Below are 21,761 nucleotides of genomic sequence, written 5' to 3'. Positions count from 1 at the left end.
TTTTTATGGAAAATCTTGTATTCGCGCTATCAGTCACAGGGCCGATTTTCCTGATGATTATTGGCGGATACCTGCTCAAGTATAAAGGGATAGTTCGGGACAGCTTTATTGATGATGCTTCAAGGCTTGTTTTCCACGTAGCCTTGCCTGCATTGCTTTTTATTAATATCTATTCCTCGGATACCAGCCCCGCGCAAGAAATAGACCTACTGGTAGCAGGGGTTCTCGGCACTTTTGTAATGCTCCCGTTGGCATGGTTGCTGGCACGGCCGGTAGCGCCAATGGATCGCAGTGCATTTATCCAGGGAGCCTTTCGTGGAAATGTGGCGATTGTCGGCCTTGCCTGGATCGAAAAAGCCTACGGAAGTGAGGGTGTTTCCAATTCCGCAGGGTTGGTAGCGGCACTTACGATTCAGTTTAATGTTATCGCCGTCGCTCTTTTCGTGCTTTACAATAAGGACAGAAAATTTGGCTGGCGGGTGATGCTGTGGGAGCTGGTCAAGAACCCTCTTATCCTCGGTGTAATCGCAGCCATTGTGTGCCGTTTGTTGGCTGTAAGGTTGCCGGAGGTGCTGCACGATACCATTCAGTATCTTGCATCTGTGGGCTTGCCATTGGGGCTTATTTGTATTGGTGCCAGCATGAAAATGCGAACACTGATGCGCAGTTCCCCTACGGCGCTGGCGGCCTCATTACTTAAACTGGTTGTTGCCCCGATTGTCTGCCTGTTGATTGGTTTGGCATTGGGCATGAGCCCTGAGTACTTGGGATATTTGATCCTGATGACGGGTGCTCCCTGTGCGATCTCGGCTTTTGTAATGGCCCATGCGATGGGCGGGAATAGCCAGCTTACGGCGAATATTGTGGGGCTCAGCACATTGCTTTCTGTTGTTACTGCCAGTATCGGGCTGGCATTGCTTAAGGTGTACTTTTAATGACCGTTTTCCCAACCTGGTTGCTTATTCTTGCAGCAGTAATCATTTTTGCTCTCGCTATTGTGGCTGGCTACTATCTGCGCAAACTATCAGTAGCGCAAAAGAAACAGGCCGAACAACTGGCGGAGCTAGAGCAAGCTGCCGAAGATCAGCGCGAAAGAGTAAACGACAGCATCCAGATTATTGCCCGCACCCTGTTGGATGATGGAGTAGGGCTTACCGAAGCTTCGATTCGTATTCGCGTTCTATTGGATGCGCTTCAGGTGGAAGATAAAGTCCGTGAAGAGTTTGTGGCCTTCTACACCATCGCAGAGAAAACCAGTCATATCCCAATTCTCAAAGACTGGAAAGAACTGCCGCGTAAAGAACAGTTCAAATATGAGTTGGAGATGGCGCAAGTAGAGGCGGACTATAAGGATTTTGCGATGGATGCTGCCAAGCGGATTTTGGGGCGTTCTTTTTGAATCTGGAAACTGAAAAGTGACTCATTAGACTTGAGTATTTATGTATGTTTCAACGAGCAGAAATCTGCTCGTTGAAATCAGGTGAAGTATTCCCTCCTAATCAATCTGCTGCCGGAACCAGATTGCTTTTTTATAAAATATCTAATTCATAAAAATATATTCCAATTAATTCACCAGCCATCAGCTGTAAACGCCAGCATCGACTACATCTCCATATTTTTATAGGTTGACATCAAGCTAGGTTTTTAGCCTAATCCGCTCAAGATACCTAAAGCCAAAACCAACTTCATTGGTTTGCACTATTTTGAAATTGGCTAACTCATTGATTTTCAATGAAGTTTGCAGGTTTTCTAAGGTGGGGGAAGTGGGTAGGTGTCGAGCCGATGTTATCTATCTGCCCTGTGACTCTATCGTCAATATCTTCTATTTATTAAAGCCTCTATTTTCTGAGGCTTAACCAGGTATGAAATGTAGGGCGTGATGAGATTTGGGTGCCCATATAATTTTATCGGTGGGTGCGGTTATTGAAAAGTATGTGGTCGAAGTTTTAAGTTAAATGTCAAATGAATAAAGTTATTAAGAATATATTTCTATTCTGCCTGTGTATACCGGGGGTAGGTTTTTCTCAATCAAGTGAAGATTTGGCTCGAGAAATATTTATCGATGATGTCGCCAAAAAAGAATCTGCAGACCTCAAAGAACTCTTCGATGAACAAAGAGAGGACTTTATAAAGTTATATGAGCCTCTCTATGGGGTTAGTGAAGTGTCGCCGGAAATTGTTGCCATGGAAGAACAGTTGTACATGGATGTGGTGTCTTCCAATGTATTTAAGTTCGACCCCAAGGAGCTTGAGGAATTACTAGTTAATAATATTGTTTCAATGCTCACTTATGAAGAGTTGCTGGAGTTAAGGGAGATTAATCAAAGGCCAGTTTTTAAAAAGCTAGATCGTATAAATGAAGTGACGATGAAAGCAACACAGCTGCATATGGATGCGTGGCAAAAAGATAATTTAAAGTTAATAGAGTACTTCGTGGAAAGGAATGAAAGGAAGTTGATGAGATTGGAGGAGTTAATAGAACTCCGCAAGAAGGATAGAGACAAGTCCGGATTATAACAGGGTAGAGCATTTTGAGTGCTCAGGCTAATGGTGCAGCGTGAGTTTGATCGCTGGTGGTTGATTATCTTCCGCAAAAGTCAAAAATTTCTCAAATGTAATTCGGCTTCCCAATTTGGGAGGGCCGTGATTGATAATGTATCGGTTGTGAGCCTTGTTGTAGGATGCCAAATATGTATTTTGCATTGTAGATTCATTGCAATCGGCACGCATAAAGTTTCCAGAATAGACCGCCGCTGCTCACGATATTAGGAGCATAAATTAACCTAATTACCACTCTTGCTAAGTTATGCGTAACTGTATATAAATACAGCTATCTCGTTGATCTGCAAGGGAATACGCCATGGCTCGCAACAAGGTACAGTTTCAGAAGGGTATTAGTTTGACCCAATTCCTCAAAATGTACGGCAGCGAGGAACAGTGCTTCGATGCACTGTCGCAGTGGCGTTGGCCCAATGGCTTTAGTTGTCCTCACTGCGGGCATGACAAGCATTGCGACCTCGCTTATCGCAAGCTTAAGCAATGTAACCATTGTCGGCGTCAGACATCGATTACCTCTCGTACAATTTTTGACTCCACGAAGCTCCCCCTCACCACCTGGTTTCTCGGTATTTTCCTGATTACTCAGGATAAGAAGGGCATTTCCTCTATGGAGCTATCTCGACATCTAGGTATCTCTTACAACGCAGCATGGCGTATGAAGCAGAAACTCATGCAAGTGATGATGGAGCGAGACCAACGATACAAACTGTCCGGTTTTATTGAACTAGATGATGCCTATCTCGGTGGTGAGCGTACTGGATGCAAGCCCGGGCGCGGAGCCAAGGGTAAAACTCCCTTTGTGGCGGCCGTTGAAACAACCAAGGAGGGACGCCCAACCCGTATTAAGCTCTCAATTATCAAGGGCTTCAAAAGCAGTGAAATTTCAACCTGGAGTAAAAAGTACCTTTGCAGTGGCAGCACAGTCATCTCAGATGGTCTTCCATGCTTCAATGCCATTAAGGAGGCCGGTTGTGTACATGACAAAATTGTTTGTGGTGGTGGCCGAGCTTCTGTTGAAGAGCCTGAGTTCTATTGGGTAAATACAGTACTTGGTAATTTAAAGAGTGCGCTACGTAGCACTTACCATGCTATTAGGCCGAAATATGCACAGCGCTATTTGGCAGAATTTCAATATCGCTTTAATCGGAGGTTTGATTTGTCGGCACTCATTCCAAGATTGATTTACGTCTCTCTTCGGACACCACCGATGCCAGAAAGGTTGCTAAAAATTGGCTTAGCATAAGTGGTAATTAGGTAAATTAATGATCTTTAAAGCTATACAATTACTTATTCCTGCGGTTATGATTTTATTTGGGTTTTTCCAGACGGTTGTGTATCTGAGGATGCGAAAAACATTCGGCAATTGGCCTGTGGTAGTTGGAGAGATCACTCACTCCCGATTGCTGAATCAATTGGATTCCAATGGAAAAAAGGTAACTGAAGCAATAATTGCCTTCAATTATAAATTTAGAGGAAGAGAGTATAAATCCGAAACGCCAGTTTTGCGAGGTTATGATCTGTTTCCGAGTTTGGAATATGAATCTTACCTTACCAAAAAATACCGGCCAGGAGATGTTGTTGACGTTCGGGTTAACCCAAAAGTCAGTGGTCTTGCATATTTAGAGGTGGCACCGTTCAGTCGACTAAGTGCCATTTTGGTGCCTTTGTTGCCAGTTTTGGGTGTTGCTCTAATTGTTTTATTTAAGAGTAGCTATTTCGTAGATTTATACGGATATTTATTGTTGCAGTATGATTTATCGATGTACCAGTTGCGAACTCGCTAAGAAAAGTTACATCTTGAGAGCCTGATCTTTAAATTAATTTGGGATGCTGCGTTGAGATAGTCGGGGCGGTTGGTTTTTTGTAAGCGCCTGAGCTCGGTTTTATGTGTAGTTCGTGTGAACATCCTGTTTTTCCTGAAGCTAGATTTATGCTTCCAGTTTTTTTCAAGGAATGTATGTGTTGTTAAGTAGGGGGCTGGAAATGCTGTAAAGAGCTATTTGGAGAGTCGATGTGAAATGTTTATGATTTAGAGGGTATCTTCCGGGTCGATTGTAAAATATCCAAAACCCCGGCCACCCTTATATAGAGTGTTATGGTTGCTACCGTATTTAGTATGAGAAAAATTGAAACTTACACTATTCAAGAGTTACAAGAAGCCATTGATGGAATGGACCAGGGAAAATATCCAGAAAGGCATGGTAATCTGAAAGCTGAACTTTCTAAGAAAAAGATGGAAGTCCAAGAGCTGAATAATAGGATTGCAGGGCTGTCAGGATCAATTCCCCGGCAAGGAGCGATTGATGAAAGCCGAAATCAATTTACGTTTAAACGTTGCTTTTTAGCATGCTGTTGCAGCATCGGGTTATTATGGTTGGTTCTCGGAGTTCTTGGTTTTTTTGGCTTTGGAACTGTCACTGCAAACGGTGAGCAGGTGCAGGGTGTTAGTGCATTAGTTACCTCAGTGCTGGGTGGCGGCATGAGCTGCTTAATGGTAGGTACCGTAGTTTGGCTGGGTGAGAAGGCCCTACGAGTTTTTGAAGATGCATAAAAGTTAGGCAGCTAAAGTGGTAATTCGTTAAGCTTTAACAGAAAAAACTGACATTGAAGTGAAAGTATTGGGTATGTTAGCGAGTTAGGTAAAAAATAGTGAAGATAGAAGTAAGGCAAATGTTTCGGTCAAATGGATTGATTGATGATCTTGTCTTAAGTGCGAAGTCAGAAGATTACTTGCTGTTCGCTGATGCTGTTGGAAAAGCCATTGGGAAAAATGAGTCAGTGCTAGTGATATCTGAGTCAGAAATATCAATCGAGATTATTTGTGATGAGACAAAAGAGGAGCTTTTCACGGCTCTTCAGAACAAAGCTAACGATTACTTTTCAATGGATGATTGGAATAGCCGGAATATTTTAAGGGTGTACGGAAGTGCTGGCATCCTTGCTAGCTTTCAGCGGTTTCTGGTCAAGCTAGCTGGGCGTGGCCCAGGTTACAGCTATATTAGTGAATACTCAGAGGATTATAGTTACTCAATTTTTTCACCTGAGTGGAGGCTTCATATAGAACCCTCTTGAAGATCAATACACTTTACAATTGTAGCCTGATAGTTTATGCCGTATTGTGCTACTTCTCTGTAAAGGGTGGTTGAGGTGTTGTGAGTGAATTAAGTGATGACTGCTATTTTTTTTTGGGGTGGTTTTATTTGTTCTTCTTATCTTGGGGCTGCTTGGAGTCATTTTCTTGATTCCATTGTGGGTAAAGATGTCAACCGAGTCAGAAGGAGATCCGAATCATATTTATAGTATTTTTTGGGGTGAGGCTGGCTTTCAAGGAGACAAAATTATATCAGCTTCAGGGTGCCTTTTTCCATTCCTGATTTTGGCTAGCCCCAATTTCGATATTGAGGGGTTGGTTTTTTGTATTGCCGTTTCTGTAATTTTTGGGCTATATCATTCATCTGTTTATAGAGGTTATGCAGTAATTACTAGGAAAATGAAATGGGCTGCGTTAGTAGCTCTATGTATGCTTGCTGCAGTCGGCTTTCTTGTAAGATTTCAAATCTTATCTGATTTTTATATGGTTTTCTGTATTGCTTCAACAGGTGCTGCTTGGGGTGGTTATGCGGTCTATAGGCGGGCTTATCTAATACGTACTGAAAGATTGGCTAGCAGATAAATTACATAAAGTTACCTAATTACCACTCTTGCTAAGTTATGCGTAACTGTATATAAATACAGCTATCTCGTTGATCTGCAAGGGAATACGCCATGGCTCGCAACAAGGTACAGTTTCAGAAGGGTATTAGTTTGACCCAATTCCTCAAAATGTACGGCAGCGAGGAACAGTGCTTCGATGCACTGTCGCAGTGGCGTTGGCCCAATGGCTTTAGTTGTCCTCACTGCGGGCATGACAAGCATTGCGACCTCGCTTATCGCAAGCTTAAGCAATGTAACCATTGTCGGCGTCAGACATCGATTACCTCTCGTACAATTTTTGACTCCACGAAGCTCCCCCTCACCACCTGGTTTCTCGGTATTTTCCTGATTACTCAGGATAAGAAGGGCATTTCCTCTATGGAGCTATCTCGACATCTAGGTATCTCTTACAACGCAGCATGGCGTATGAAGCAGAAACTCATGCAAGTGATGATGGAGCGAGACCAACGATACAAACTGTCCGGTTTTATTGAACTAGATGATGCCTATCTCGGTGGTGAGCGTACTGGATGCAAGCCCGGGCGCGGAGCCAAGGGTAAAACTCCCTTTGTGGCGGCCGTTGAAACAACCAAGGAGGGACGCCCAACCCGTATTAAGCTCTCAATTATCAAGGGCTTCAAAAGCAGTGAAATTTCAACCTGGAGTAAAAAGTACCTTTGCAGTGGCAGCACAGTCATCTCAGATGGTCTTCCATGCTTCAATGCCATTAAGGAGGCCGGTTGTGTACATGACAAAATTGTTTGTGGTGGTGGCCGAGCTTCTGTTGAAGAGCCTGAGTTCTATTGGGTAAATACAGTACTTGGTAATTTAAAGAGTGCGCTACGTAGCACTTACCATGCTATTAGGCCGAAATATGCACAGCGCTATTTGGCAGAATTTCAATATCGCTTTAATCGGAGGTTTGATTTGTCGGCACTCATTCCAAGATTGATTTACGTCTCTCTTCGGACACCACCGATGCCAGAAAGGTTGCTAAAAATTGGCTTAGCATAAGTGGTAATTAGGTAAAGTTAAATGGCTTTATATGCTAAATGGCAATACTTGCTATTGATTATGCCATTAGTAATGGATTGGGAAGTTTAGAGTTGGCGCTTAGAGATCATGAGGAGGCAAATTTCATTCGTTACATATAGGTCCTAGACTACTTTATGTTTCTGAGGGGCAGGCTGTTATCGTACTAGGTTGGTCGCACAAGTTAGCCTTTGGATGTTAAAGCACCCGATTGATATGTCTTACTCATAAAGCAAGCCTGCGGCTGAATACCTTTCCTGCAAAACTATGTCTGCACACGAAAATTTCAATGATTTTGGGGGCAGAATTATGAGTATACCACCAAACCCCCTCTATTTATTGTGTTCGTAGTAGCATGATCGAAGCATTTTGATCCTCCCCGTCAACTACGGACACTCCACTATGCGACTAGTTGTTTCTCAAGCGCCTTAGGGTTGAGATAGCCATTGGCGCTGTGTAGGCGATTTCGATTGTAGTTTATCTCCATATACTCAAATACGGTTTCTCTCATGGGGCACCTTGTGGGAAAGCGGTTACCATGAATTGCTTCTACTTTAAGTGAGCTGAAGACAAGTGGCAGCGGGTCACCTTGAGCCAGGTACAGCTAGCCAGCTATATTGCCAATTACTCAGATATTCTCTCTCTGTGTGAGGAAATCAAACGAAAAATTAGAAAAATTTTGATCTCATGGCCTTCCATGAGGAGTTTCTAAGTTTTGGTAATGCGCCAGTGCCAATTATCAGAGAGTTAACGCTGGCAAGATTACAGGAAGAAGATCAAGATCAAAGGCAGAACCTAGTGCGTAATAAGGTACAAGTAATCTACAAACTATCAGTCGCGAAAATCGTCAAAGGAATCCTGAGGCTCCCAATAGAAAGTGCCTAATAAAAGGTCGAATAGCGGAAAAGTTAAATTGAAATTATAAATTTTCATTAGTTTACGGTGATGGTGAATTCTGTGTAAGTGGGCTAACTCACGAAATACTGGCACTTTATGAAACCAGTGACTCTTGGGTTGGTGATAACCGATATGCATTAGCTCATAAGCCAGGTGATTTAATATCATGGTTGCCGCTGTGATATATCCCATATTACCTGAAGCCACCCAGGATAGAAAAAAACCACAAAGTGGAGCCAGAAAAAAAGTGATAACAGCTGTTAGATAGATTGGAAACAGCACTATACGCCAATCACGAGTTGATTCAAAAGACAGCAATGGTGCAGAAAAGAAACTGTGGTGATCGCCAGTATGCCTCTTATAAAACAGTTTGGTAAATCTCAACTTATTATGCCCAGACCAGCGATGGGCGGCATACTCTACAGCGTTGTAAGCAAGAATTCCCAGTGGAATTATTAGCAGTTCATGCGCCCTCAGCTCACTTATTTGAAAAATACAGTAAATAGCACCGATTAGGCTGATCAGTAGAATACTCCCTAAATGGAGACAGCCGCTATAGCGGCTATGGGCATAGGCTCTATATTGCTCTCTGAAAGCCGCCGTATCATGCATGTTCGACATATTTCACCTGACTTTTTATAGTATTTACGGTTTTTCATGCTATTGACGATAAATATAATCAGGGACATCATGTATCGTCTAATAAATAATTATTAAATGCATTATTCATCAGGTTGATAATGTCTACGCACCTTAGATCACTGGATTTAAATCTGCTTCCCGTTTTTGAAGCACTTATGATTGAGCGAAACCTGACCAGAGCTGCAGTAAAACTGCATATGAGCCAACCGGCCGTTAGTGCTGCCCTCAAGCGGTTGAGAGCTACTTATGAAGATGAGCTTTTTATACGGACCGCTAGGGGATTGCGCCCCACTGAACGCGCACTGGTACTGCACCCCTCTATTCATCAGGCACTCAACACCGTCCGTTCAGGCTTCCAGCAAACGTCTTTTGACTACCGCAAAGCAGAGCAGGAATTCTCCGTCGTTATGCCCGATGTGGTGGAAACTCTGATGATCCCCGGCTTCTGTAAATGGCTTCGAGAATTTGCACCCGGCATAAGGCTTACTGTACTCCCCGATGAGTCAGAAATGACAGCCAGAATGGTGAGTAATGGGGAAGTAGACTTAATCATTGACTACCTACCTGTCAATTCCCCCAGCTATGTTAACCAGCCTATCGCAGAAGAAGAGCTTGTGGTTATTGTCAGCAAACATAATAAAAATGTGGGTGAGACAATCAGTGAAAAAAAATTCCAATCGCTGCCACAAGTATCCCTATTAAGAGGAAACCCTATGGGCTCTCCAATGGAAAGGCTAGCCAGGCCCAGAAAGTTACAGCGTAATATTTGTTTACGAGTCCCACACCTCTCGTCTTTCCCCTATGTGGTTTGCACAACCGATTTAATTGGCGTTGTACCAGCAAGAATGATGATTTCAAGCTATTATAAAGAGCTTCCCATACGTATGCTCAAACTGCCAATGGCATTTCCAAAGGTAGTACTTCAGCTCACCTGGCATAAGTCGCAGACAACAAACCCAGCTCATCGATGGCTAAGGGAAAAAATTTTGGAGCTTTATCCGAGTTTATAAACGCTGTGTAATACGAGTACCCTTTGATATTTATGGCTCCCTTTTTTAGTACGGATGTGCTGCAAATAGGGTAATCCTTTTCGAACGTTCTGATAAGGGTAATGTCCCACCTAATGAAAGCTAAAGGCTGATTTTTTAGTTTTCAGAGGTTCTGTTATTTCTGAGTGATCAGTTTTAAGTGGTGCGTTGCCCTGGGAAAGGAGTTTAGGGAATGAGCAGGTTTAGTTTTAAGGGTGCGGTAAGAAACAACCGCGGTGCAATATTGTTTCTATTTCTTATGTACTTTTTCAAGTCAGCGTATGCCGATTGGTCTCCAGTACCAAGTGGGTCTATGGAGCCTACTATTCATCCTGGTGACTTTTTGTGGGTAGATAAGACGAGCTATGGGCCAACTTTATTTTTCTTCAATAAGCAGGTTGCACAATGGGGGAACCCTTCCAGGGGAGATGTTATTACCTTTTTGCCACCTCACACTGATCAACTATATGTGAAGCGTGTAATAGGCGTCCCTGGTGATAGCTTACGTATTGAAGGGGTGAATGTGTTTGTTAATGGGGCTCAGCTTGAGTATCGCCTGGAAAGTGGGGTGGGTTCGGACATCCTGGGCAGGGAAGTCATTGATGGCAGGGAACATCAGTTCAAGCTTAGTGGTAATAAGAAATTGCCATACATTGGGAAGACTATTGAGATCCCAGAAGGTAAGTACTTTGTCATGGGAGATCATCGCAACGATAGCTTGGATTCGAGATATTGGGGTTTGGTTGATCGTGATAGGGTTATGGGCAAAGTTACATCTTTAGCGTTTTCCTTCTCTAAGGAGAGAGATTTCTTTAGTAGTGTGGCGATGCCTCTCAAGTAGGTAGTCAATAACATTTCTTTAAAAGGGTGTAGCTGTTCACTGGCAATACTTGTGTTACCAGAGAATAGAGGGGGGATAAGTACTTCTCCTTCACGGTTAAGGATTTCAATAGCAGGGAGTTGCTAGCATGAAAGTGATTGATGTTTGGGCCCAGCATCCTACAGAACGTTTTCTTGCTGAACCTTTCTTTGACACTTTGAAGCGCTGGATGGGGCAGGATTTTAAAGAAGTGCCCCTTGAGTGGACCCTGTCAGCTATGGATATGGCAGATGTGTCCAAGGCATTGATTTCTGCTTGGCATGGGCCGAGCGGAGCCTTGATAAGCAATGATGAAGTACTGGATCTTACTTTAACTCATCCTGACAGGTTTTGCGGTCTGGCATCAGTGGACTTGCGAAAGCCAGTAGAGGCTGTGCAAACCCTGCGCAAGTACGTTTTGGAACATGACTTTAAAGGGCTGCGTATTGTGCAGTGGCTCTGGGAGTTGCCTTGTACTCACCCTTTGTATTATCCGCTATATGCGGCTTGTGTTGAGCTGGATGTGCCAGTTTGTTTGCAAGTGGGTCTTACCGGGCCGTTGCGCAGCTCTGATTCTGGCCGTCCTGCTCATATTGAGCGGATTGCTCTCGATTTTCCGGATCTAAAGATTGTCTGCGGCCATATTGGGTACCCTTGGCACAATGAAATGATCGCTTTTGCGACCAAGTTTCCCAATGTCTACATAGATACTTCTGCTTATAAGCCAAAAAGATACCCCCGCGAGTTGGTTTCATTTATCAAGTCTCACGGTAAGAATAAGGTGATGTTCGGGACTAATTATCCCATGCTGACACCGGAGATGTGTTTAAAGGAAATGCACCTTCTGGAGTTGGGTGATGAGGTTGCGGAACTCTTCTTGTATAAGAATGCAGAGAGAGTGTTTAAGCTTTGATCGGCTGTCTGTCACTGTGGTTGATTCTGGCGGTTAACTTAACTGCTCAATTGGAAGAGGCTAAGAGGTTTAGTCTCTTCGTAACTCATCCTTGATTGCTATGGGGTTGGGAAAGTTCATCACCACAATGTAAGACGACACCAGGAATGTAAGAATCGCGGTTGCCTGGATTAAATGTGATGCTGCGCTGCCAATCAGGTTTTGCGTATAAGCGAGCAGAGCGATTAACAGGGAAAATTCACTAATTTGCCCAAGTCGAAATCCAATATCCCACGAGAGCACTTTGTGTTCACTGCGGTTTCCAAGCAGGAAGTGAAATACAACGGGTTTTATTACCAGAACTGCGGCGGCTGTGACCAGGGCAGGAAGTAGAATTTCGGGCAGCATGGCCAGCTTGAATTGCGCTCCGAGGCTGAAAAAGAACAGGATCAGGAAGAAGTCTCGCAGAGGTTTAAGGCTGAGGGCGATGTACTGTGAAATCCGGCTGGCAGCCAGCGTGATACCACCAATAAATGCGCCGATCTCTCTTGAAAGGCCAACAACTTCCGCCAGCTCTGCCATTCCCATGCACCATCCAAGTGCCATTAAGAATACGTATTCGTGAAAGCGGTCAAAGCGGGTAAAAAGTGGTAATAAAATATATTTTACTATTAGCCAGGCAAAAAGTATCAGCAGTGGTAGCGATCCAAAAGAGAGAGCCAATTGCCAGATCTGTTCGTCACCGGTGTTATCACTCAGCAGTACCATTAGGCAGACTATTGCCACAAAGTCCTGAAAAAGAAGAAGTCCCACCATAAGTTCACCCAAGTGCTTGTGGTGAAGTACGGTCGTGGGAAGCAGTTTGATACCGATAATGGTGCTAGAGAACATCAGCGCCATGCCGATTACCCAGGATTCAACGGTAGTAAATCCAAACAGCAAGCCTATGCCAAAGCCAAGGCCGAGGAAGATCGCACAGCTTACAACCCCCACAAATGTAGCTTTGCGCAATACAGCTACCAGCGCTTGAGGCTGCATATCCAGCCCCAACAGGAAGAGCAGGAAGATAATCCCAACGCTGGACATATCGGATAGAAGTCGCAGGTTGTCGATTACTGCAAAGCCGGATGGGCCGAGTAAAACACCGAGAGCGATGTAAGCGACCAGAAGTGGTTGTCGTCCAAAAAGAGCCAGTGAGGCAACAATTGCTGCGCCACTAAAGATCAAGAAAAATGATTGGAAAAGGGAGCTGTCCGCCACAGGCCATCCTTGTGTGTGAGCGAGATTTAACCATTATCCATAGATGTGCGAACAGCTGAAAGGGCTATGTGCCTACCAAGTGGTTGCGCTGAGACTTTACTCACCGGATGGAATCGGTAACTCGGTAGTGCTTTTGATCTGTTCCAAGGCAAAGTTGGAGACAATATCGCTGATGCCGACATGCCGGATTAACTCCTTGTAAAAACGGTCGTAGGCCGTGATATCGCTTACTACCACTCGCAACAGGTAATCGTAGTCGCCAGCCATACGGTAGCAAGCCACAACCTCTGGCAACTGTGCCATATGTTCGGCAAAGTTGTCGGCCCACTCAGGTGTGTGCTGGTCAGTTTTAACCTGGGCAAACACTGAGACCGGAAGTCCTAAAATCTCGGCACTAAGCAAGGCGACTTTGCGTCGAATGATGCCGCTCTTTTCCAGTTTCTGCACCCTGCGCCAGCATGGGGTTTTTGTCAGGCCCACACGCTCCGCCAGCTCCTCGATCGAAAGGCTGACGTCAGATTGCAGAATCGCAAGAAGTTTTCTATCAATCGCGTCAAGTGAGGACATAGTGCTATGCGCTCCCTATAAGGTAGGGGTTTTGTGTCCTTGCGCTGATTGCATTGCCTCCCTGGCTACCCCTAACGGTATTTGGGCGAGTGGGTGTGGGGGCTATTGGATGAAAGTCATCGAACTACCATCACACCTACTGCAGATACGATAGGCTCAGGGGGAGAGTGCTGGTAGTGGAATTTCCCTAGATGTGCAACGCTTCTGGGGGAGCTTTTTAGTAGAGGTGAGATTGGGCGGAAGTTGGCCGCCCAATCTTGAATGCAGATCAGGCTGCGTCTTTGGGCGGGAAGCGGGGTTCGAATAGTCCCAGCTCAATGGCCTCGCGGACCTTGGCCATCAGGTCAATTTCTGTCAGTTCCTGCAGCTGTTGCAAGCTGTTGAGAACATAGTAAATGGGTTGAACAATATCGATGCGATATGGGGTGCGCAGTGCGGTAACCGCGTCTAAATCGTAGCGCTCTGGTTGGTGACTCAGTGCGTAGAGTGTCTCTTTCGGGGAAGACAGAATGCCGCCACCGTAAATGCGCAAACCATCGTCGGTGTTCAGCAGGCCGAACTCCACTGTAAACCAATAGAGGCGGGCTAAATAGGCGCGCTCTTTAGGCGAGGCTTTAAGGCCCAGTTGTCCGTATTTTTGCGTGAAGTTTGCAAATGCTGGGTTGGTGAGCATGGCGCAGTGGCCAAAAATTTCGTGGAAGATGTCTGGTTCTTGCAGATAATCAAATTCTTCGGGAGTGCGTATAAAGGTAGCAACTGGGAATTTGCGATCCGCTAGAAGACCGAAAAAGGTTTCGAAGCCGATAAGGGCGGGAACCCGGGCGACTTCCCAGCCAGTTTCCCTGCGCAGCACGCTGGAGATTTCCTCGAGCTGGGGGATACGGTCTTTCGGTAGGTCCAACAGCTCCAGGCCGTGCATATATTCATCGCAGGCGCGGCCAGGTAAGACATCCAGTTGGCGTTCAATCAGACGCTGCCAAGTTTGGTGTTCAAGGTCGGTATACTCGATAAAGCCGTCTTCATTGGGCTCACGGGCAACGTACTTGCTTGCCTTCTTTGCTTCTTTCTTCATGAATGTCTCTCCTGCGGCTCGGTAGCTCTCGCTGATTCCCAGTGCCCAGCACCTGCCGCTGAACCTGTTGTTGTTATGTTTCGACCTCTATTTTTAGCCAGGCGTGCCCTTGGTGGGGAGAGGTAGCGGCGAGCTATTGCGCCTTCCGGGGAGTTCAAATTACACTTTCTGTAAACATTTCTTTACAGGTGGAGCTGTGCGGGTAGAGATTACTTGTGCAAATCGTGTTGGTATTTTGCACGAAATAATGCAAATTTTCGGTAAATATCGGATAAATGTGACCTCTGGTGAGCTCGGGGGGGACAGTGGAGATAAGGTCTATCTGATAGCGCCCGGGATGCTTGCCACTCAATACCAGACTATCGAGAAGTCCCTGCACCAGGTTCCTGGAGTTAAGCGGGTGCGGAGGATCTCTCTATTGCCCCTGGAGCGACGTCATTTCGAGTTGGACACTTTGCTGAGTCATGTGACTGATCCGGTTCTTAGTGTGGATCGCGAGGGCAGGGTGGTCGCTGCCAATCTGGCAGCGGCAAGGGCCTTCGGTGTGAGCTTGGACAAGGTGCCTGGTCTACAGCTGCAGAGATTCCTGCCGCTTATGCAGGTCGCAGAATTACTGCGGGATTTTGCAGTGCCTCGCTACGGACTGCCTCTGGTGGTTAGGGGGCAGAGTTTTCGTGTGGACTGGTCCCCAATCACTCTGGAGGGAAATCCCGGAGCGGTTGACTCACTGGCTGGGGCGGTACTGCGTTTACAGCCTTGGGATAGCAGCGAGTTTGTCACTGAGCTGCCAAGACCGATGGTGTTGTGGGATTTTGATTTGCGTCGAAGGAGTTGCCTCCAGTTACAGGACTTATCTGAACTCAGCGCACCTCTGTTGATACTGGGTGAGCGGGGCACAGGAAAGACAACGTTTGCCTGTGCGGTGCATTACCTCTCCCCGTCGGCCTCAAGGGCTGATTGCTATCGAATTATCCCACGTGATGGGACTATGCAACTGCCTTCACATCTTCGTCGAACGGGTACTTTGATTCTTGAGGATTTACATACTCTCAAAACAGAAGCTCAAGTTGATTTATTGAGAAAACTCCGCAATTTGCCGGCATCGCTGAGATTGGTGGCCACCGCTATTGATAGGGAATCTATTGCGCCACCACTTGCGCAGCTCTTTTCGTCGTTAGCGATGTCCTTGCCCCCGTTGCGAAATATGCGACCGGCTCTGCCGCGCTATGCCAGTACTTTAATGCGCCAGGAGTCTCCAGAGGCTAGTGAGCTCAATTTTGATTGCGAGGTGGTGGAGTTGATCAAACTCCACGATTGGCCGGATAACTTCAACGGCCTCAGGGACTATTTAATGGCCGCGTCCAGTCAATGTCTGATTCGAGGGGCGGCGTCGATCAGTTGTGCAGATGTGCCGGATTTAATGCTTAAGGCGGAACTTCCCTGGCGGGACTGGGGCCGTGGACTTACCTATAAGGAAATGATGGAGCAGCTGGAGAGGGCGTTGTTGGCGGATATTATCAAGGGTCACTCCTCAACCAGGGAGCTGGCTAAGGAGTTGGGTATTTCTCATACCGCTGTGGCCAACAAATTGCGGAAATACGGTTTGTCGGCCAATAAAAAATAGTTTGTTTAGCGTTCGATTCGCCCGATCAGCATATCTTTAAACATAACAAAGTCTCCGATAAAACTGTAGAACGGATACTTAAAGGTTGCCGGGCGGTTGTTTTCAAAGAAAAAGTGCCCGATCCATGCAAACCCGTAGCCTGCGACAGGAGTAACTGCCAGCCACAACATATTGGAAGTTACTACAGCCGCAATTATTGTCGCGAACACCAGACTGGTACCAAAGAAGTGCAGCCGACGACAGGTGAGGTTGCTATGTTCCTGTAAGTAGAATGGATAAAACTCGCGAAAAGATTCAAATTTTTGCGCTTCTATTGCGGCCATGCTGTGCCTCCTTATTTTTATTGCACAATCAGGGAAGCCGCTGAACAAATCCGTAACATCTCTGCGTTGCGAATTCTTGCAAGGTCCAGGCATTGCTGCGAGGCCGCGCCTTAACTATGAATCGCTCCGTAAGCTAGACGTATCGCGGGTTTATTCAGAGACTCCTAAGTTTAAGACGAATATCTACAGACGCCAATCAGGGCGCGGGCACAAATTATCTGTTAGGCTGCCGCAAAAATATGCGGTTAACCCGCAAGTAAGCGATATGAGGAAGTTATGGCAGGTCCACTCGCACACTTAAAGGTACTCGATTTAAGTCGTATTCTCGCCGGACCCTGGGCTGGGCAGGTATTTGCAGATTTTGGGGCTGAGGTTATTAAAGTAGAGCGGCCGGAACGAGGGGATGATACTCGCCACTGGGGCCCTCCCTACCTAAAAGATGAGAAGGGAAATGACACGGCTGATGCTGCTTACTACCTAAGTGCCAATCGCGGAAAAAAATCAGTTACTGTTGATATCACTACTGAAGATGGCCAGGCCTTGATCAAGGAGATGGCAGCCCGATGCGATATTCTTCTTGAAAACTACAAAGTAGATGGGCTGAAAAAGTACGGCCTGGATTATGAGTCCATCAAGGCGATCAATCCTGGTGTTATCTACTGCTCGATCACAGGTTTTGGGCAAACTGGCCCGTACAAAAATCGAGCAGGCTATGATGCGATGATCCAGGGGATGGGTGGTCTGATGAGTATTACCGGTGTGCCGGAAGGGCAACCGGGTGCGGGCCCGCAAAAGGTAGGGGTGGCCGTAGCGGACCTGATGACAGGGATGTACGCGGTATCTTCTGTATTGGCAGCTATTGTTCACCGGCAGCATACGGGCGTTGGCCAGCATATCGACCTCGCCTTATTGGATACCCAGGTTTCATGGTTGGCTAACCAAGCCCAAAATTACCTTACCTCTGGTAAAAGCCCTGAGCGACAGGGTACCGGCCATCCCAATATAGTCCCCTACCAGGCAGTCCCTTCAAAAGATGGCTATTTTATGTTGGCAGTGGGTAATGATGACCAGTTTAAACGCTTCTGCGGAATCGCAGGTGTAGAAGAACTGGCAGAAAATCCTGCCTACGGGACTAACTCAGCGCGGGTAATGGCCCGTGAAGAATTGGTGCCGCAGATTGAAGCTGCGACTCGTAAGCACGAATCCGCTTGGTGGCTCCAGCATCTTAGTGATGCTCATGTTCCCTGTGGGCCTATCAATACATTGGAGGAGGTTTTTGCTGATCCTCAAGTACAGGCCCGGGGTATGGTGGTTGAGCAGGATCATCCGGAAGCTGGAAAGGTGAAGACCGTGCGCAACCCTGTAATCTTCTCCGAGTCCGCACTCGACTACACCCAGGCGCCGCCAGTATTGGGTGAGCACACTGAGGAAGTATTGCGAGATTTGCTTGGTAAAAGTGACGAGCAAGTAGAAGAGTTGCGGAACAAGAGTATTGTGTAAGTTATAGATAGATAACTTGCTGATAATCAGGCACAAGGATGTGCCTTGTAAGTTAGGGAAAACAGATGGAACTCGACCACGTCAATATTACTGCTCCTATGGAAACCCTAAAGCGGGTACGGGACTTCTATGCCCAGGTTCTCGGTCTGACCGAGGGTGAGAGGCCAAATTTCAAGCGTAATGGATTTTGGCTCTATGGCAGTGGTAGGGCTATTTTGCATTTAATAGACGGTGAGGTGAGTGGTGACCAGCCTGAGAAACCCTACCTGGATCACATAGCTTTCCGTACAGATGCGCTTGAGCCGGTTAAGCAGCGTCTGGATGCGTTGGGAGTCGCCAATCACTTAATGGATGTGCCCGGACGCAATGTACGGCAATTGGTATTTTTTGATCCAGTAGGGAATAAGGTGGAAGTTAACGCGGTGGTGTAACAACTTCTTGAGAGGTCTAGACATTCCTGCGAAGCAGCGCCTTGACTGTACCGCTCTGCATGCCAGAGGTATCACGAAGTTGTTCAGTGGCTCCTTAAGTTGTTTTATTCCTTTCTGAGGCTTTTGAGTCTCTTAGGTTTAGAAGATTCTTTGTAGAGCATGTTCTTTATAGTCCCTGGATTTAACTTGGTCCCCTGTCAGAGAAGCTATGGCAATCACTTCTGATTGGTCGTTTTCTCTGATTGAAAAGTTGATATGCTTCATGTTTTATTGCAAATGACTAGGTCCCTGATAAAGATAATAATTTATGCCAGATAGTGAAGAATCAGTTGTATTTAAAATACAAGGGAAAATGGTAATTGGTCAGCGTAAATTCAGGGCACCGTTAAGTTATCAAGACCGTTTGGTTGATGAGGCAAGGTTGGTTTACGTTATCAGTGGCTGTTCAACCCTGGTTTGCGGTGATGAAACCCTTACCTTGAGCCCAGGTGCCACTGTGCTAATGAAGACAGATAATTTTATTAATCAGTGGCATGAAGATGGACTAAACAATGAAATTAATTTCATCGGTTTTCGGCTAACGTCAGAGCTATTACAGCGACTCTACCCAAGTGGTATGCCTGATGCCTTTGGTAATAATGGCGAAAGTAGGGCTTCTGTTAAGGCGGATAATAAGTCCAATAATCAGCCCCCCTCGGCTGAGCGCCTGCAGGAATCTGTACTGTTCTCCAATTATATGCGTAGCATAATTGACTATATCCAGCAGCCAGAAGTATTCAGTGAGCCACTGGTGGTATTAAAGGTTCGAGAATTAGTAGAGCTCATCCCCAGGCTCGATAGCAGTGGAAGAGTTGCGAAGATGTTGGGGCAGTTGTTCATCAGGCAACAACCTAAACTACAGGAAGTGGTGCAAGCTCACTTATACACCCCTCTGAAACTGGCGGATCTAGCTTTTCTATGCCATATGAGCGAGTCAACATTTACTCGTAAATTTAAGCAAGTCTATGGCATTAGTGCTACGAAATATATTACCGCAAAACGGATGGAGAAAGCACAACAGTTGATTCTCAATAGCGATCTTAGCCTGACTGAGGTTGCTTTGGAGTGTGGTTTTGACGAGCTCAGTTACTTCTCCCGGGTGTTCAAACAGCACTATCAAGTAGCCCCTTCCCAAATGCGTAAAAAGGCGATTTGACGGATTTGTACAAATCCTTGACTGGATGTTCCAAGTAAAGTGTTGGCTTGCTGGTTAATCTAGTCCTTGTCTTAACAGCGTACTTTTCTCACGATATGTCGTTATATTTAAACCCTCTTGTTACTGAGGGGCTAAAGAATGAATACATGCTCATTGCTGGTGCTAATGGTGATGTTGGTTTTGCGTTTAGCCCGACGAGCATTAGTTATCGTCCTGGTGGTTTGATTAGAACCCTCCTAGGGCGAACTATAGCTGATACCGCTGAAGACTATAAACCAGTCACTTTTCATTACTTGCTGATGTTTGCTGGAAGCCTGAAGGCTAATCACTCTGCCCCCTGTGCAATCAAAAATAGTGAAACTTGATACAGTCAATTAGTAGCACTGCCTTGGTCTGTTATCCGAGCTAAGGGCCTGTTGAGGTCTCGCAGAGATGATAAGGAATTTCTTAGAGATCTTTGAGTTCTCATTCTGTTCATTTAATCAACCAAATGGAATATTTAATATGATTCGTTTCGCACAATTTCTTTCCGGTATATTTGTACTTATATTGGGTTCGGCTGGCTTAGTGACCATGCTTTTCCCTGAAGTTATTAATGGTCCAGCAGGGTTTGATGCCACAACTAACTACGGTTTCACTAACCTACGTACTCTCGGTGCCCCCACGCTTAGCTTAGCGATCATTACGGCAATTGGTGCCTTTCGCAAAGAGTGGTTATTAATACTTCCTGCCTCGATGTACTTTCTATTTAATGGTTCTTCGCGGCTTATTTCTGTATTGGTTGAGGGCTACGAGCCAGTAATGCTGACTGGCTTGGTAGTGACATTTACACTATTTATTCTGTCTCAGGTGGCTGTGTACAACTTCCGTCGTGCAGCTTTGACGTAGGTTTAGAAAATGTAGGGTGTTGGCGGTGTTTACTGTAAATGTCACACCGCCTCTCTTTCAGAACGTCGCTGAAATGAGGTTGACGCTATGGTAATTGTGTACTTGATTGATGGTGAGGTAAGTGGTGTGTTGCTCCCGCAGGTTTTGTATTCTATTTCCTGAAACGAAAGCAACCAGTTTTAAATTGAAAAATGTTTCTAGTTTTTAGGGGCTTTGTCTGAAAACAGCTTTCCAAACGCATCGTAAACAGCAAGATGCAGAGTGTCACCATGGTCTAGTTGTTCAAAGTAGCCGAAGTGTATTTTTGTGTTGCTCTTCTTATTATCTAGCTTGTTGTATAGTGTTCGCGCTAGGCGCTCCATCACTTCCCCCTCTTTTCCAACTCCAATATAGATCTGTTTGTCCTCACAGCAGTCTTCAGGGATGCTTGTCAGAAGAGATTCTCCACTCCACCATAAGCTTGGGCTGATAATAATATAGTTGTCGAAAAGGTCCGTATGCTTTATCAGGATTTCTGTAGCTACAAGTCCTCCCAGAGACTGACCTATCAGTGTGGAATTTTCTTTTGTACGGAAATTGCTCGCAATAATGGGTTGAACCTCTTTGTCCAAAAAATCAATAAATTCCTTTGATCCGCCTGATGATGGAAATTCTTTTTGATCTAAAGCTATTTTGGATGGAAATGTATAGTCGCGTTTTCTATCAATATTTTCTATGCCTACAAGAATGGATTCTGGAAGCATATTAATCCATGAGAATGAGCCGAATTGGAGCACTCCCGCTATATGGATAAAGTCTTCGGATAAGGAGCCATCTAAAAGATAGATTACGGGGTAGTTTCTTTCAGGTTCACGATGGTAGCTCTCGGGTAAGTAGACATTTAAGGTGCGCTTTTCCTTTAATATCTTTGACTGAAAACTAATTGAGTCGCCAATTACCAGGGGAGAACTCTTAAGGTCTGTAGCCTTTGCGAAAGTAGCCATAAGAAAAAATGAGATGAGAGCCAAATACTTGACCATAAGTTATATGCCCTTTGAAGGTTAAATTATTCTTGAAATAGATAGGGTCTGTAGAATATTCATATTGAAACGGCCTAATACTAACATTGAGGAGGGTGTTGGTTGTAGTAATGCTTTATTTAAAGCTTAAAATTATTCATCACTCATCATTTATACAGAAAGTCTTGTTGGGATTGGCGTTCGGATATGGAAGAGGATGAGATTGCGACGTTTTTCTTCTGCTCTAGCTGAATGGCTTTCCTGGTTTCGCATTCAGGCCGCTTTAAGTAGAAATTTGGAT

At 45.4% G+C, this 21,761-nt stretch carries 24 protein-coding genes; 17 read left to right on the top strand and 7 right to left on the bottom strand.

What is annotated here, in order from left to right:
• The first annotated feature begins 5 nt into the window (after positions 1-5).
• The 9 genes from ACJJIQ_RS09570 (at position 6) to ACJJIQ_RS09530 (ending at position 7,266) form a co-directional block, all read left to right on the top strand.
• Positions 6-935, top strand: coding sequence for an AEC family transporter (locus ACJJIQ_RS09570; protein ID WP_282932599.1), 930 nt, complete (start codon positions 6-8; stop codon positions 933-935).
• Positions 935-1,399, top strand: coding sequence for a DUF2489 domain-containing protein (locus ACJJIQ_RS09565; RefSeq protein WP_282932600.1), 465 nt, complete (start codon positions 935-937; stop codon positions 1,397-1,399). The genes ACJJIQ_RS09570 and ACJJIQ_RS09565 overlap by 1 nt, the downstream gene beginning before the upstream one ends.
• Before the next feature lie 563 nt (positions 1,400-1,962).
• Positions 1,963-2,517, top strand: coding sequence for a hypothetical protein (locus ACJJIQ_RS09560; protein WP_445364462.1), 555 nt, complete (start codon positions 1,963-1,965; stop codon positions 2,515-2,517).
• Between the two features lie 343 nt (positions 2,518-2,860).
• Positions 2,861-3,802, top strand: a complete 942-nt coding sequence (locus ACJJIQ_RS09555) for an IS1595 family transposase (protein WP_445362153.1) — start codon at positions 2,861-2,863, stop codon at positions 3,800-3,802.
• A gap of 19 nt (positions 3,803-3,821) precedes the next feature.
• Positions 3,822-4,343 carry a DUF3592 domain-containing protein gene (locus ACJJIQ_RS09550; RefSeq protein WP_444912922.1) on the top strand — a complete coding sequence of 174 codons (522 nt, stop codon included), beginning with the start codon at positions 3,822-3,824 and terminating at the stop codon, positions 4,341-4,343.
• 311 nt (positions 4,344-4,654) lie between these two features.
• On the top strand, positions 4,655-5,110 hold the full coding sequence (locus tag ACJJIQ_RS09545; protein ID WP_445354376.1) for a hypothetical protein: 456 nt from the start codon (positions 4,655-4,657) through the stop codon (positions 5,108-5,110).
• 98 nt (positions 5,111-5,208) lie between these two features.
• Positions 5,209-5,631, top strand: coding sequence for a hypothetical protein (locus ACJJIQ_RS09540; protein WP_445364461.1), 423 nt, complete (start codon positions 5,209-5,211; stop codon positions 5,629-5,631).
• 187 nt (positions 5,632-5,818) lie between these two features.
• On the top strand, positions 5,819-6,232 hold the full coding sequence (locus tag ACJJIQ_RS09535; RefSeq protein ID WP_445364460.1) for a hypothetical protein: 414 nt from the start codon (positions 5,819-5,821) through the stop codon (positions 6,230-6,232).
• A gap of 92 nt (positions 6,233-6,324) precedes the next feature.
• Positions 6,325-7,266 carry an IS1595 family transposase gene (locus ACJJIQ_RS09530; protein WP_445362153.1) on the top strand — a complete coding sequence of 314 codons (942 nt, stop codon included), beginning with the start codon at positions 6,325-6,327 and terminating at the stop codon, positions 7,264-7,266.
• A gap of 418 nt (positions 7,267-7,684) precedes the next feature.
• Here ACJJIQ_RS09530 and ACJJIQ_RS09525 read toward each other — a convergent pair whose 3' ends face one another.
• Together ACJJIQ_RS09525 and ACJJIQ_RS09520 are read right to left on the bottom strand one after the other, a co-directional pair.
• Positions 7,685-7,795, bottom strand: coding sequence for a hypothetical protein (locus ACJJIQ_RS09525; protein ID WP_444913628.1), 111 nt, complete (start codon positions 7,793-7,795; stop codon positions 7,685-7,687).
• Positions 7,796-8,115: 320 nt separating this feature from the next.
• Complete coding sequence (locus ACJJIQ_RS09520; RefSeq protein WP_445364801.1) at positions 8,116-8,793, bottom strand: sterol desaturase family protein; 678 nt, start codon at positions 8,791-8,793, stop codon at positions 8,116-8,118.
• A 185-nt stretch (positions 8,794-8,978) separates the two neighbouring features.
• Here ACJJIQ_RS09520 and ACJJIQ_RS09515 point away from each other — a divergent pair, with 185 nt between their 5' ends.
• From ACJJIQ_RS09515 to ACJJIQ_RS09505, 3 genes are all read left to right on the top strand, one after another.
• Complete coding sequence (locus ACJJIQ_RS09515) at positions 8,979-9,833, top strand: LysR family transcriptional regulator (RefSeq protein ID WP_445364459.1); 855 nt, start codon at positions 8,979-8,981, stop codon at positions 9,831-9,833.
• Between the two features lie 211 nt (positions 9,834-10,044).
• Positions 10,045-10,692, top strand: a complete 648-nt coding sequence (lepB, locus tag ACJJIQ_RS09510) for a signal peptidase I (protein ID WP_444897118.1) — start codon at positions 10,045-10,047, stop codon at positions 10,690-10,692.
• A 127-nt stretch (positions 10,693-10,819) separates the two neighbouring features.
• On the top strand, positions 10,820-11,623 hold the full coding sequence (locus ACJJIQ_RS09505) for an amidohydrolase family protein (RefSeq protein ID WP_445364458.1): 804 nt from the start codon (positions 10,820-10,822) through the stop codon (positions 11,621-11,623).
• Between the two features lie 69 nt (positions 11,624-11,692).
• Here ACJJIQ_RS09505 and ACJJIQ_RS09500 read toward each other — a convergent pair whose 3' ends face one another.
• The 3 genes from ACJJIQ_RS09500 to phhA all read right to left on the bottom strand — a co-directional run bounded on the left by ACJJIQ_RS09500 (position 11,693) and on the right by phhA (position 14,501).
• The gene (locus ACJJIQ_RS09500; protein WP_444897120.1) at positions 11,693-12,862 is read right to left on the bottom strand and encodes a cation:proton antiporter domain-containing protein; all 1,170 of its coding nucleotides are present in this window, start codon (positions 12,860-12,862) and stop codon (positions 11,693-11,695) included.
• 96 nt (positions 12,863-12,958) lie between these two features.
• Entirely contained in the window at positions 12,959-13,429 is a 471-nt protein-coding gene (locus tag ACJJIQ_RS09495) for an Lrp/AsnC family transcriptional regulator (RefSeq protein WP_445364457.1), read from the bottom strand.
• Between the two features lie 268 nt (positions 13,430-13,697).
• Positions 13,698-14,501 (bottom strand): phenylalanine 4-monooxygenase, encoded by an 804-nt coding sequence (gene phhA / locus ACJJIQ_RS09490; RefSeq protein ID WP_108733440.1) that lies wholly within the window; start codon positions 14,499-14,501, stop codon positions 13,698-13,700.
• Positions 14,502-14,697: 196 nt separating this feature from the next.
• Between phhA and ACJJIQ_RS09485 the strand changes: the two genes are divergently transcribed.
• Entirely contained in the window at positions 14,698-16,125 is a 1,428-nt protein-coding gene (locus tag ACJJIQ_RS09485; protein WP_445364456.1) for a TyrR/PhhR family helix-turn-helix DNA-binding protein, read from the top strand.
• A gap of 5 nt (positions 16,126-16,130) precedes the next feature.
• On the opposite strand, the gene ACJJIQ_RS09480 is transcribed toward ACJJIQ_RS09485, so the two are convergent.
• Positions 16,131-16,448 (bottom strand): Mpo1-like protein, encoded by a 318-nt coding sequence (locus ACJJIQ_RS09480; protein ID WP_444897123.1) that lies wholly within the window; start codon positions 16,446-16,448, stop codon positions 16,131-16,133.
• Between the two features lie 276 nt (positions 16,449-16,724).
• Between ACJJIQ_RS09480 and ACJJIQ_RS09475 the strand changes: the two genes are divergently transcribed.
• The 4 genes from ACJJIQ_RS09475 to ACJJIQ_RS09460 all read left to right on the top strand — a co-directional run bounded on the left by ACJJIQ_RS09475 (position 16,725) and on the right by ACJJIQ_RS09460 (position 20,462).
• Entirely contained in the window at positions 16,725-17,948 is a 1,224-nt protein-coding gene (locus ACJJIQ_RS09475) for a CaiB/BaiF CoA transferase family protein (RefSeq protein ID WP_445364455.1), read from the top strand.
• 65 nt (positions 17,949-18,013) lie between these two features.
• Positions 18,014-18,379 (top strand): VOC family protein, encoded by a 366-nt coding sequence (locus ACJJIQ_RS09470; protein ID WP_444957526.1) that lies wholly within the window; start codon positions 18,014-18,016, stop codon positions 18,377-18,379.
• 307 nt (positions 18,380-18,686) lie between these two features.
• Positions 18,687-19,574, top strand: a complete 888-nt coding sequence (locus ACJJIQ_RS09465; RefSeq protein WP_445364454.1) for an AraC family transcriptional regulator — start codon at positions 18,687-18,689, stop codon at positions 19,572-19,574.
• 504 nt (positions 19,575-20,078) lie between these two features.
• The gene (locus ACJJIQ_RS09460) at positions 20,079-20,462 is read left to right on the top strand and encodes a hypothetical protein (protein WP_444933068.1); all 384 of its coding nucleotides are present in this window, start codon (positions 20,079-20,081) and stop codon (positions 20,460-20,462) included.
• Positions 20,463-20,659: 197 nt separating this feature from the next.
• On the opposite strand, the gene ACJJIQ_RS09455 is transcribed toward ACJJIQ_RS09460, so the two are convergent.
• Positions 20,660-21,481 carry an alpha/beta hydrolase gene (locus ACJJIQ_RS09455; protein ID WP_444913637.1) on the bottom strand — a complete coding sequence of 274 codons (822 nt, stop codon included), beginning with the start codon at positions 21,479-21,481 and terminating at the stop codon, positions 20,660-20,662.
• Positions 21,482-21,761: the final 280 nt, after the last annotated feature.

The sequence above is a fragment of the Microbulbifer maximicatervae (SeqCode) genome (assembly GCF_052468295.1).
The sequence above is the reverse complement of the archived record's forward strand: the minus strand, read 5'-3'. Positions and strand labels throughout refer to the sequence as shown.